11 protein-coding genes are annotated in these 12,493 nt (G+C 61.9%); 4 read left to right on the top strand and 7 right to left on the bottom strand.

What is annotated here, in order from left to right; all coding sequences use genetic code 11:
- The first annotated feature begins 107 nt into the window (after positions 1-107).
- Both P3T23_RS40130 and P3T23_RS40125 read left to right on the top strand, forming a co-directional pair.
- Positions 108-944 carry a transporter substrate-binding domain-containing protein gene (locus tag P3T23_RS40130; RefSeq protein ID WP_429321625.1) on the top strand — a complete coding sequence of 279 codons (837 nt, stop codon included), beginning with the start codon at positions 108-110 and terminating at the stop codon, positions 942-944.
- A 10-nt stretch (positions 945-954) separates the two neighbouring features.
- Positions 955-1,965 (top strand): LysR substrate-binding domain-containing protein, encoded by a 1,011-nt coding sequence (locus P3T23_RS40125; RefSeq protein WP_429321600.1) that lies wholly within the window; start codon positions 955-957, stop codon positions 1,963-1,965.
- Between the two features lie 115 nt (positions 1,966-2,080).
- Here the strand turns inward: P3T23_RS40125 and P3T23_RS40120 are convergent, their stop codons facing one another.
- The 7 genes from P3T23_RS40120 to P3T23_RS40090 all read right to left on the bottom strand — a co-directional run bounded on the left by P3T23_RS40120 (position 2,081) and on the right by P3T23_RS40090 (position 8,693).
- Positions 2,081-2,935, bottom strand: coding sequence for an urea carboxylase-associated family protein (locus P3T23_RS40120; protein WP_429321599.1), 855 nt, complete (start codon positions 2,933-2,935; stop codon positions 2,081-2,083).
- Between the two features lie 137 nt (positions 2,936-3,072).
- The gene (locus tag P3T23_RS40115; protein ID WP_429321598.1) at positions 3,073-3,783 is read right to left on the bottom strand and encodes an ABC transporter ATP-binding protein; all 711 of its coding nucleotides are present in this window, start codon (positions 3,781-3,783) and stop codon (positions 3,073-3,075) included.
- The gene (locus tag P3T23_RS40110; RefSeq protein ID WP_429321597.1) at positions 3,780-4,529 is read right to left on the bottom strand and encodes an ABC transporter ATP-binding protein; all 750 of its coding nucleotides are present in this window, start codon (positions 4,527-4,529) and stop codon (positions 3,780-3,782) included. The genes P3T23_RS40115 and P3T23_RS40110 overlap by 4 nt, the downstream gene beginning before the upstream one ends.
- Before the next feature lie 58 nt (positions 4,530-4,587).
- Positions 4,588-5,547 carry a branched-chain amino acid ABC transporter permease gene (locus P3T23_RS40105; RefSeq protein ID WP_429321596.1) on the bottom strand — a complete coding sequence of 320 codons (960 nt, stop codon included), beginning with the start codon at positions 5,545-5,547 and terminating at the stop codon, positions 4,588-4,590.
- A complete protein-coding gene (locus tag P3T23_RS40100; RefSeq protein ID WP_429321595.1) occupies positions 5,544-6,413 on the bottom strand; it encodes a branched-chain amino acid ABC transporter permease in 870 nt (289 codons plus the stop codon). Before P3T23_RS40100 ends, P3T23_RS40105 begins: the two co-directional genes overlap by 4 nt.
- A gap of 131 nt (positions 6,414-6,544) precedes the next feature.
- Positions 6,545-8,119, bottom strand: a complete 1,575-nt coding sequence (locus tag P3T23_RS40095) for an ABC transporter substrate-binding protein (protein ID WP_429321624.1) — start codon at positions 8,117-8,119, stop codon at positions 6,545-6,547.
- A gap of 292 nt (positions 8,120-8,411) precedes the next feature.
- A complete protein-coding gene (locus P3T23_RS40090) occupies positions 8,412-8,693 on the bottom strand; it encodes a pentapeptide MXKDX repeat protein (RefSeq protein ID WP_429321594.1) in 282 nt (93 codons plus the stop codon).
- Positions 8,694-9,252: 559 nt separating this feature from the next.
- Between P3T23_RS40090 and P3T23_RS40085 the strand changes: the two genes are divergently transcribed.
- Both P3T23_RS40085 and P3T23_RS40080 read left to right on the top strand, forming a co-directional pair.
- A complete protein-coding gene (locus tag P3T23_RS40085) occupies positions 9,253-10,818 on the top strand; it encodes a multicopper oxidase domain-containing protein (RefSeq protein ID WP_429321593.1) in 1,566 nt (521 codons plus the stop codon).
- A 10-nt stretch (positions 10,819-10,828) separates the two neighbouring features.
- Positions 10,829-12,481, top strand: coding sequence for a multicopper oxidase domain-containing protein (locus P3T23_RS40080; RefSeq protein WP_429321592.1), 1,653 nt, complete (start codon positions 10,829-10,831; stop codon positions 12,479-12,481).
- The last annotated feature ends 12 nt before the right edge of the window (positions 12,482-12,493 follow it).

Raw genomic sequence — 12,493 nt, 5'->3', positions numbered from 1 at the left:
AGCGCCCGCAATGCCGCGAAGTGTGGCGATCCGGATATTTCCAATCCGGGCACAACCTTGATTCGACACTATGGAGGTGTAATGTGAATACAATTTCTACAAAAGTCCTGAAGGCTTCTCTCGTCACCTTTCTCGGCGTGCTGGCACTGGCAGGAAACGGCGCTCAGGCAAAGGAATTTAAGACCGTGAAGGTTGCTCTGGAAGGCAGTTATGCTCCGTGGAATCTGACCTTGCCGAACGGAAAAATCTCGGGATTCGAACCGGAATTAATCGACAATCTGTGCAAGCGGGTCAACCTGCAATGCGAAACAGTCGCCCAGGACTTTGACGGCCTCATTACCGGCCTGCAGGCCGGCAAATTCGATGTTGTGATGGATGCCCTCGCGATCACACCAGAACGCCAACAGGTCATTGCCTTCTCCAGGCCCTACGCTGCAACGCCGGCCGCATTCGCGGCGGTAGATGGACATGGATTGGCGAACGCGACAGGAAAACCCTCTTTCCTCAAGCTGACTGGCGACCCCAAAATCGACGGACCCATGATCGCCCCGCTGCGCGACCAACTGAGAGGGAAATCGATCGGCATTCAATCCGGCACGGTGTACACCAGGTTCATCACCGACAACTTCAAGGACATTACTTCCGTCCGCCTCTACAAGACCTCGGCCGAACGTGACCTCGACCTGGTCAACGGACGCGTCGACATGGCCTTCGACGACGTAACCTATTACGCCGGAATCGCCGACAACAAAGAGACAGCCCGAATCCGGATCGCTGGACCCACGATCGGTGGCGCGGTTTGGGGGCCGGGAGAAGGTCTTGGGTTTCGCAAACAGGATACGGATCTGAAAGCAAAATTTGACGCAGCCATCACGGAAGCACTGGCAGACGGTACCGTGACGCGGTTGTCGGAAAAGTGGTTCAAGACCGATGTGAAGCCGTAAGCGTGCGGCATTGCATGACGCCGTTGCGCGTCGAGGCGGAGATCAGTCTTTGCTAAACTGGCTTCACGATGGCATTTGCCAGGTCAACGACATGAACCGCCTTCCTCCTCTTCGAGCCTTGCAGATATTCGATGCCGTCATTCGTTACGGGGGCGTCGTGGCCGCCGCAGAGGCGCTTCACGTGACGCCCGGTGCAATTAGTCAGCAGATTCGCGTCCTTGAAGACTTTCTCGGGGTCGCGCTTTTCGAGCGGGAAAACACGGGCCTGCGACCGACCCCGCTCTGCGAGCTGTATCACTCGCACATCTCCCGGGGGTTCGAGTGCTTTCATAGCGCCCAGGCGGCGCTCAAGGCGCAGACGGGCCGCCGACTCACCCTGATGACATTTCCGTCAGTCGCGACCCATTGGCTTGCCTCCAGACTGGACACGTGGCACACCATCTGCCCTCACGTGCAGGTCCATGTCGAGGTCGTCGATCACGAAACCAGTATCGGCGCGAGAAGTGCCGACGTCCGGCTAACGTATGGGGCACTACCGAATGACGGAACGCCCTATCACGTCGTCTTTACGGACAGGGTTGCACCCGTGTTTGCACCCTCGCTGTTGCAGGCGGAAAAGCCAATCTCGCAACCGGCGGATATCTTGCGCTACCCGCTGATTCACGTCGAGTGGGGATGGGCAAACTTGTCACCACCCACGTGGGGACACTGGTTGCATGCGGTTGGCGTGCCGCTGCCCGAGGTGTTGGCGCCACTCACTTACTCCGTTTCCGGCATGGCAATCGATGCGGCAATTCGGGGAAGAGGCATTTCGTTGGGACAGGGCTTTTTTGCCATTGATAGCATCAAGCGACACGAACTTGTCGCGCCGTTCAAGGTCGCCCTACCCATGCCGTTCCCATACTTCATTTGCTGGAAGCGAACTGCGGCAGACTCCCCTGCAACCAGGCAATTTCTCGACTGGCTGATTGAGGAAGCCGAGCAGACGGGACGCGACATAAAAGCCATGTTTGGCGACTGAAGCGCGCATGTACAGGCGCAACAAACGGAGGTTTCATGATTACCTCCACACAAAGGAGATCAGTGGCCACCCAATGCAGGTGGCCATCGGCCGTGCATGCACGGCCGATCGATCATCAACAGCCGCATTTCCATTGCGGCTGCTGCAGTGTCATTCCATGCTGCCCCTTGTACGCAGCGACGGATGGCGGCGCCCATCCATCCAGCATCTGCGGTGCAAGCCGGTAAATCTCGATGCCGAGTGGCCGGCACACCTCCAGCGGATCGCGGGCGTCCGGCCCCCACATCGGCAACGAGAGATCGCCGCCCGGACAGGTCGACAGCGCGCACAGCAAGTCGATCTCGGCAAAGAATTCGAGGTAGTCCCCCTTCTTCGCGGGGCATGCTTTCATGAAATATTTGTCTTCCAGGTTCAGGCCGGTGCACTGGAAGACGTTGAGCACGTCATGCACGTCGTATTCGGTCAATCCGTACGGAGCGATCGCGCGTGTGAGGTTGGAGTGGCAGTGGAAATGGAAATCTTCGTCAGTCAGCATCCGGTTCACATAGGGATCGCACCGCGTACCGAGCAGGTCGTGGACACGGCCACCATGCTCGTCGACGCCGTAGTCGGCGAGGCTGTCATCCGTGATTGTCACCATCGGACGCAGGAACGGCAGCGTCGACCACAGACGGTCGAACGTGCTCACGTGCGCGTGCTGTAACTGGCGCGTGCGCGAGGCCCACATGCGCTCGCGCGGGTTATGCAGGCTCCACATATTCAGGTCCGCCACCTGCGGCCCTTCGATCGTCACGATGCGAAACACATGGCCGGCCGGCACGGTCCACGCCTGGCCCGAGCGGATCGGCACGACGATCGATTCGACCAGCGTGCGGGTGTCATGCTGTGAAGCGACGCGTTGATAGAACGCCTTATCGACGTCGAGTGCGGAACCCTTGGTGGATTGATAGGCGGCAGGGTAGTTCAACATGTTGGATGCTCCTTGATAAGACTGACGTGCAGTCCGCGTGACGAACGGGCGGCGGTGTTCGATGTCGGGTGGAATGAATCAAAGATAGTCGAACCACGCGTGCCTGGGGGCATAGTACAAGCCCGTTATGAGGGCGTTTACTGCTCCACGCTGGCACCGGTCAGGGCTCGTACCCGGCTTTCATCGGCGGCGAGCGCGCCCGCGTCTCCCGAGTACACGATGCCGCCATCGTCCAGCACGTAAGCATCATCGGCGATCTCGAGACTCATGCGTGCGTTCTGCTCCACCAGCAGTACCGAAATCCCATCATCGCGCATCTGCGACACGACTCGAAACACCTCCCGAACGATCAGCGGGGCCAGGCCTTGCGATGGCTCATCGAGAATGAGCAGCCGGGGATTGAGCAGGAGTGCGCGGGCAATCGATAGCATCTCCTGTTCGCCGCCGGATAGCAGCCGCCCGCGGCTGAACCTGCGCTCGGCGAGGCGTGGAAACAGCTCGTAGATCCGTGCGATCGTCCATGGTCCGCCGCGCTCCAGCGGGACCTTCAGATTTTCCTCGACGCTGAGATTAGCGAAGATTCTTCGCCCCTCGGGCACGTAGCCGACGCCGCTCGCGGCGATCTGGAAGGTCGGCCAGCGCGTGGTATCCGCCCCGAAAATCGTCACACGCCCCTCGCGTGCGGGCGTCAAACCCACGAGGGTACGCAAGGTCGTAGTCTTGCCGGCTCCATTGCGACCGAGCAGTGCCGTGATCCGGCCTTCCGCAACCTTCAGGCTCACGCCATGCAGGATATGGCTCTTGCCGTAGTAGGTATGCAGCCCTTCGGCGGTCAGTGCGGCGCTCATGCAGTGTTACCCAGATAGGCGGCCTGTACGGCCTCGTTGGAAGCGATCTCCTCTGGCGAGCCTTCGGCGAGGAGGCTGCCCTGGTCGAGCACCGTGATTCGATCGGCCAGATGGAAGACCACGCGCATGTCATGCTCGATCAGCACGATGGTGAAATTGCCGTCGCTGTGCAGGCGGCGCACGAGCTGCGTAATCTCGTGAGTCTCCTGATCGCCCATACCGGCGGTGGGCTCGTCGAGCAGCAGCAGGCGCGGCTGCAGCGCCAGCGCTATCGCGATCTCGGCAACCCGCTGGTCACCGTGCGGCAGCTCGCCGACCAGCCGGTGCGATTTGCCGGCAAGACCCGTGAGCTCAAGCGTCTCTTCGATGTGACGACGAACCCGCGCCCGCGCGGTGCTGCTGATCCACGGACGCAGCCGAAAGCCCTCCGTCACCTCCGCACTGATGCGCACGTTCTCGAATACTGTCAGTTCGGGAAAAATCTCGGTGATCTGGAACGTGCGGGCGATGCCGGCCGCAACGCGCCGATACGCAGGAAGCGCCGTGATATCGAGTCCGTCGAACACGATCGTTCCCACGCTCGGTGGGAAAAAGCCGCTGATGAGATTGAAAAAGGTGGTCTTGCCGGCGCCGTTCGGCCCGATCACAGCGCGCAGCTCGCCCTTCTCGACCGTGAGCGATACGTCGCGCACCGCGGTCAGGCTGCCAAAGCGCTTGCTGACGCGCCTGACTTCGAGCACGCTCATAAGGCAACCTCCGCGCTGCGCGCTGCGGTGCGAGCGCCTTCGGGCGGCCGGGCGGCGCTCATGAGTCGCTCCTGCGCTGAATGAAGCCGAGCAGCCCGCGCGGGAAAAACAGCACGATCGCGACGAACAGCATGCCGACGAACGACATCCAGTTGACCGTGATGCTCGAAAGATAGTCCTGCAGCACGACGAATACCGCGGCGCCAAGGAGCGGCCCCCACAAGCTGCGCATGCCGCCCATGACCGCCATCATCACGAAGTCGCCCGACTGGCTGTAGTGCAGCCCGCGCGGATCGGCGAAGTTGTTCAGGAGTGCGTAGAGCGCACCGGCGAACCCCATGAAGAAGCAGGACAGCGTGAAGGCGATCCAGATGTGCCAGTCGACAGGAATGCCAAGAAAGCGCGCACGCCGCTCATTCTCGCGGATCGCGATCATGGTGCGCCCGAACGGGGAGCGCAGGATGAAGCCCATCACGCCGATCGCCAGCGCAAGGCAAAACAGCACGAAGTAGTAGAACGCGTTTGCGTTCGACAGGATGTCGATCCGGGCGACGCCGAGGTCGAGCGGCTGGCGCGAAAAGCCGCGCAACCCGTCGTCGCCGCCGGTGACGGAGCTCCACTGGAAGGCGATGTAGTAGAAGACCTGCCCGAACGCGATGGTGACCATGGCGAAGTAGACGCCGCGTCGCCGCGCGATGAGCGCGCCCAGCAGTGTGCCGGCAATGCCGCCGAGCAGCGTGCCGCACAGCAGCGCGAGTGGTGTGCTCGGCGCGAGATACTTCAGCGCGAGGCCGGCGCCATAGGCGCCGAGGCCGAAATACGCCGCGTGTCCGAAGGACAGCACACCGGTGAAGCCGAGCAGGAAGTTGACCGACATGGCTGCCAGTCCAAGCACGAGCACGCGCGTGCCGAGCGCGGTGTAGCCGCCCACCAGCGGCATCCAGTAGGGCGCGAGCAAGAGCGCTGCCCAGAGTGCTGCGATGACGGGTAGCCGGGGAGAGTGGGGGTATTTGCTCATGTCATCATGCCTTCTTCGCCGAGCAGGCCGCGCGGGCGGATCAGCAAGACCACGGCCATCAGCACGTACATGATGGCCTCGCTCGCCGCAGGGAGGAACACGGCGGTGATGCCTGAAGCGACGCCGATCAGCAAGCCGCCGAGCAGTGTACCGGTGAGGCTGCCAACCCCGCCGACGATGATGGCGATGAAGCTCGGCATCAGGAGGCCGGTTCCCATTGTCGGCTCCAGCCCGAGCTGGCCCGCGGCGAGCACGCCGCTCAGACCGGCGAGAAAGATGCCGACGGCGAAATTGAGCGCGCGCAGCCTGCCCACGTTGATGCCGAGCGCCGCGACGGTCTCGAGGTCGAGCGTGCCGGCGCGGATGCGTATGCCGAGCCGGCTGTAGCGCAACAGCATGAAGAGCAGTGCAACGGCAATGGTCACGGTGCAGACCATGAACAGGCGGTAGCCGGTGATGAAGAAGAGCTCGTTGCTCAAGGGCCGGGCGAGCACGGGCGGAATGGTCACGGGCTTGCCCTGCGCCCCCCAGATGAAACGGGTGCCGTCCTCGATCATGAAGGCGAGGCCGAACGTCAGCAGCAGACTGTAGAGCGGATCGCGCCCGTAGACTCGCCGGATGAGTACCCGCTCGACGGCGAGACCGATAACGGCCGTGCATACAGGTGCGATCAGCAACGCACCCCAGAACCCGACATACGGCGTGATCGTATAGGCAATGTAGCCGCCGATCACGAGAAAGCCGCCATGGGCGAAGTTGATCACGTTGCTCAGGTTGAGAATGAGCGACAGGCCAAGCGCCATCAGCACGTAAAACGCGCCGATGATCAGCCCGTTGGTGACGTTGAAAAGGAGTAGTTGAGTCATCGGCGGCTCATGTCCTGAGGCAACCCATGCACGAGCCGCGTCGGGCAGCCTGGGCCGCTGTGTTGCCACGCATACGTGGCAGGTTCGTGGCAACGGTCTCCGGCACTACCGCGCGGACATCGCTCTCGGGATCAGGCCGGCCACTGCAGCTGGCAGCCGGTCGCAGCCTCGGGCGGGGCAGTCTTGTCGCCGGCGACCACGCGCTCGACGCGAAACAGATCCTCCGGGTCGCCCGACGGCTGAGACAGCGCTTCGCCGACGAACGAAGAGGTCATCAGCTGGTGGTCTCCCTTGCGGTAGTAGCACTTGTTGGGCTGCAGCTTGACGTCGTCCGCGAGTTCGAACCCGCCGAGCGCCTCGGCGAGCTTTTTCGCATCGAGGCTCTTTTCCTTGTTGGCGACCGCGGCAAGTGTATGAACCGATGTGTAGCCGAACCAGTGGCGTGCGGTGGGGACTTTGCCGCCGTTCATCTTGCGGATGTCGGCGACGAACTTCTCGACGCCCGGAACACCCGGCTGCTTCCAGTACCACTCGAACATCCAGATGCCGACGCGCGCCTCCGGCGGCATCGCCTCGAGCGATTCGAGCTCCTGCTGAAGCCCGGCAACGTGGATCTGCTTTCCGATGCCGAACTGCGCGATCTGCTTCAGGCAGTTGACCATGTCGGAACCTTGCGGCAGCACCAGCAGAACATCGGGGTTGGCGGCGCGCGCCTTGATCAGGTAGGCGGAGAAATCGGTCGTGCCGAGCGGCGTGAGCTCGTTGCCGGTCATCGTGCCGCCCAGCTTTTGCAAATCCCCCAGCGCGGCCTTCTGCAGCGTATGGCCGAAGGCGTAGTCCGGGGTAATGAAATGCCACTTCTTGCCATACCTGGTGAAGAGGAGGTCGGCGACCGCGTTGGCCTCCATGCTTGTCGTATTGCAGACGCGAAAGACGTTCCATTTGCAATCGCTGCCGGTGATCGTGTCGGTGTGGCCGCCCGAGACGATGTGCAACACCTTCTTCTCGTTGCTCACCTGAGCGATGGCCTGAGCGATGCCGGAATTCACGTCCCCGATCAGAAACGTGACCTGATCACGATCGATCAGCTTGCGCGCCTTCTGCACGCCGGTGCCGACGTCGTTCGCCGAGTCTTCTACCAGCAACTCGATGGGGCGCCCGAGAATACCGCCGTTGGCATTGACCTGTTGCACGGCGAGTCTCGCGCCCATCACTTCATTCTGTGCAACTGCAGCATAAACGCCGGTCAACGGATCGACCATGCCGATGCGCAGCGGTGTCTCGCCGCGTGCCTTGATGATGAAAGGTGAGGCGAGCTGCAACGCTGCAGCAGCAGCGGCCCCCTTGAGCACCGTGCGACGACTAACGGCGCGGATATGACCCGGAGTTTTCATAGGGGTTCTCCCTGATTTTTTCACGTCGAACCGGTCAAACGCCTGAATCCTGAACCGAAGCTTGAGCGTCCTCGGTGAGCACAATCTTGATCTTGTTGGATGGGATCCACAAGTCCTCGTTATGGTGCTTCGGTTCGGGTAACCGTAGATCTTAAGCACCACCTCCGGGTGATACACAGGTCGTCCGGCAAGCGCTGGTTCGACGCCCTCAAATTCAGCCTGCTGAAAATCCAGCTCATCGACAAAGACGTCGACTACGCGGACCGGATTGGTATCCGCTACCTGGTCGTCGAGCGCTTCAGGAAGAAGGATTGTTTGAGTACGATTGTCGGCGCTATCGCGATGATTCCCGAGTACGGGAAATGCGCACCGGAAGGCATTGAGGGTCTCTAGCGCGGCCAGGTTCGCGCCACTTTTGTCGATCGTAATCGTCTCTGGTTCGGCGCGCAACCTGCGCCTGTCCGGGGTGCGCGACGTGATCGACGCGCACGGTCTTCAAGGCTGGAACGACAACCAGCTGTTTCCGGGTCTGCCTAGGCGCACGCACACGTTGAGACCGGCGGGTTGTACGGGGCATCACCGAGGCGTACGCTCGCCAGGTGAACTACTGCTTCACCTCGTTGTTCTTAGTTCCATCTTTGGCCATGCTTTCATGGTTCATCGTGTCTTCCTTCATCGCGTCTTCCTTCATCGCGTCTTCTTTCATCCCTTCTTTGGCCGTGCTGTCGGCGCTCATCGCGTCGTGTTCCGTTCCATCGTTTGCCATGGTCTCCTGACTCACTGCGTCTTTAGACACCGGGTCGTTTGACGTACTATCGGCAGCGAAGGCGCCCGCGGTCGCGATGGTCACGCAGCAGGCGAGAAGGGTGGCGGTTAGCTTGTTCATGGTTTGATCCTTCAGCGATTCAATGGTGAGGCCGGAAATCTCAAGGGCAGTAGCTCGACCATGCGGACCTCATCTTGCCCCGACCCGCTGTCACCCTGGTCGTCCCAATGCCCGCGAGGGTGCATCCTCGCGTCTCATTCTTGCGTCGCTAATCAACGAAAAGCAGTAGGGATCCCCACCGAACCGCATGGGTAAAGACCCGCTATCCATCTAAAGCGCAACGCGCCGTTGCACCCGGAGTTCTATCCGCGTCTTGCCCGAAAAACCATGGTGTTCAATTTCCTGAAAGTGGACCTTGCCGTTTGCGCTGCCAGCCGAACTCGAACAAAACAACACGGCCCGAGCCCACCGTGCTGTCAAATGCGTGCTCCGACCGGTCTGAAGAACGCCGCTAGGTTGCCCCCTACCGCAAGTGTAGGGGGGTGACCCATCCCAGGCTCCGTCGCTCTTGTCCAGAATCCAGATACGGGCGGATGTAAAGACTTAAGCAGCCCGCATTCGCAGTAGAGCATGACGTCCGGCGCGAGTCGCGCTGGCTGACCCCTGGGACGGAGGTCATATGTTCAGTACCCGCGCATATCTCGGCAGAGTTGCAGCACTGCTGTTACTGCTGTTCGCCATTCCTTCATTTGCCCAGTCGTTCCGGGTGCAATGCCCGCCAATCACGCCGGCGCATCCGACGGCGCTCCCTCCCGGAGCGCCTGAACCAGCCTACACCGGGCCGTCCTACACCGGACAGACTTCCACGTCGACCGGCGTCGTCAACGGCGCGATCAAGTGCCAGCAGATCTCGGGCGGCGATGGCTACGCAACGATGGGCAACGGCGTGCAGACCTATCTGTTCGCCTTCGGCCCGCTGTCCGGGCTCGCCGACATCAAGGCGGGCCTTCCCGGCACCGAGTTCGCCTCGGTGTTCAACACGGTCGGCGACCCGAGGACGGACCCGACCTACAACGGCGCGGTCGGCATCGCTCCTGATCCGGAATCCGTGCCTCCGGGTCAGCTGACCGGCCACGTCGATCCACGCCCGATCATGGATATCGGCGTGATGAACGGCAACGAGCCGGCGCCGACGATGGCGATCGACGAGGACGACGAGTTCTTCCTCACGCTGACGAACGTCGGGATGATCATGCGCCCCGACCTGTTCGAGAAGCACACGGTGCACTTCCACGGCTACCCGAACGCATCGTCGTTCTATGACGGCGTACCGGACGCGTCGGTGGCGATCAACATCGGGGCGAGCTTCACGTACTACTATCTCGCGCCGGATGCCGGCACCTACTTCTGGCACTGCCACATCACGCCGCCAGAACACTTGCAGATGGGCATGGTCGGCCAGATCTTCGTGCGGCCGCGGCAGAACCGCGTTCCCGGCGGCGCGTCGCTGTACAGCTCGCTACAGCAGCAGCAACTGGATCTGCGCACGGCGTGTGGCAACGACATTCTGTGCACGACGCCGCTGCCGCCTCAGAACGGCGTTCTCCACGTGAACAACAAGAGCGGTACGCCGACGCTGTACGCGTACAACGACGGCGACGGTTCGACCGCCTACGACGTCGAGTATCCGGTGCAGATACACGGCTTCGATCCGAACTTCCACTTTATTGGCATGACGTTCAATCCGGAGCCGTTCACCGACATGAAGGACAAGCTCTTCCTGTTGAACGGACGCAGCTATCCGGACACCGTGAATCCGAACCCGCTCTCGACACAGGTCGCTGACGGAACGCCGCATTTTTCGCAGCCGCTGCCGACGCTGATCAACATTCCGTCTGGCGGCAAGGCGCTGCTGCGGATCTCGGACCTGGACGTGACTGAGTTTCAGACGCTGGCGTCGCTCGGCATTCCGATGCACGTGATTGCCCTTAACGCCCGCTTGCTGCGCGACATGTCCGGCAACGACCTGACCTACAACACGAACTCGATCACGTTGGGGGGCGGCGAATCGATCGATGTGATCCTCGACGCCAGCGACACGACGAAATATAAGCCGGGTGCGGTCTATTACCTGTACACGCCGAATCTCGATCACCTGGCTAATGATCAGGAGAACTTCGGCGGCTTGATGACCGAGGTCCACATCTGCAACGCCGTGGACCCGACCAAGAAGTCCTGCACCTAGGAGAAGAGCCGTGGGACACATCACTCACCACACATGGATCGCCACGCTCGCGCGCCTTGGGCGGCTTGCACGGTTCGGCGCGGCGATGCTCGCCACGCTCGTCTGCATGCACGCGCAAGCCGCCGCGCCTGGCATCACGGGGACGCACTTCGATCTGAGCGCCGAGGCGAACCGCATCACCCAGCCCGACGGCGCGAGCGTCTATTCGTGGGGCTATGGATGCCGCACGGCGCCGGCCGGCTTTTCGCCGTCCACGATCGCGGGCGCGAACTGTCCGAGTATGCAGATTCCCGGTCCGACACTGATCGTCAGGCAGGGCGACGTCGTCACGGTGACGCTCACCAATAACCTGCCGGCGGCGGCGGGCAACACGTCGATCCTCTTTCCGGGATTCCAGGTCTGCGCCGCGGTGCTGAACCCCGACGGGACCTGTCCTGCCGCGCTCACCGGCTCGCCGGGATTGCTGACCCGCGAGGCCGCCCACGGTGCCACGGTCACGTATAGCTTCGTCGCGGCGACGCCCGGCACGCATGCTTACTACAGCGGCACGCAGGGCGATCTGCAGATCGAGATGGGCCTGTTCGGCGCGATCATCGTTTTGCCGACCTCGTCGCCCGGCACGGTTGCGGTGCCTGCTGGTTGCCGCGCGGTCGCGGCGACGCTGCCGGATGGACAAACGGACTTCCGCAATGCCGGCGCGGCCTATAACCACAGCGCGGCCTGTTATGACCGTGAGTATCTTTTTCAGTTCTCCGAAATGGATCCGCGCATCCATGCGCAGGCGGAACAGCAGGCGGCGAACGCATGCACGGCGCCGAACGGCTGCATGACCGTGGAGACGGAGCCCTATCACCCGGCCTATTTCATGGTCAACGGCCGCTCGATGCCGGACGACCTGGACCCGAACTACGCGGTGCAGTATCCGCATCAGCCTTACAACGGCAATCCGCACATGCACCCGGGTGAGCTGGTGCTGTTGCGGATCATCGGCACCGGCCGCTGGCAGCATCCGTTCCACGAGCACGGCAATCACGTGCGGGTGCTGGCGCGTGATGGAAACATGCTGCTCAGCAAGACGGACCCGACCAAGGTGGCCGGCCCGCTGCTGTTCACGACGACCACGACGCCGGGGCTAGCGATGGACGGAATTTTCTACTGGACCGGCAAGGGCCTGAACTGGGATGTCTACGGGCACAAGCCCGGTGACGTGTACACCGACACCGCTCCGCAATTCGCGGCTTACCTCGGCAAGCCGGTCGTCTGCACCCCGGACGCGAACGGCTATTACACGGCCGACCCGCATGCGCCGAATTACTACGAGTGGTGCGCCGATCACGGCAAGGCGCTCGAAACGCATCCGTTCGGCGCCGTCGGCAGCGGCGGGCCAGTGACCCTGCCGGACTCGCATGTCTTGACCAACGGCTTCTGGTATGGCGGCAGTCCTTATCTCGGCCCGGACGCGACCATACGCGCCACCTCGCCCACCGGGACAACGCCGCCGAGCGGGACAAACCTGAATCCACCGCAAACCGAAGCGGGCTTTGCATTCATGTGGCACTCGCATAACGAGCGCGAGATCACTACGAACAACATCTTCCCTGGCGGAATGATGATGATGATGCTCGTCGATCCACAAGCATTCGTGATCGACGAATCGAACTAGAGGCGGGGAGAA

Origin of the sequence: Paraburkholderia sp. GAS448, assembly GCF_050435685.1 — a bacterium.
Lineage (GTDB): Bacteria > Pseudomonadota > Gammaproteobacteria > Burkholderiales > Burkholderiaceae > Paraburkholderia.
The sequence above is the reverse complement of the archived record's forward strand: the minus strand, read 5'-3'. Positions and strand labels throughout refer to the sequence as shown.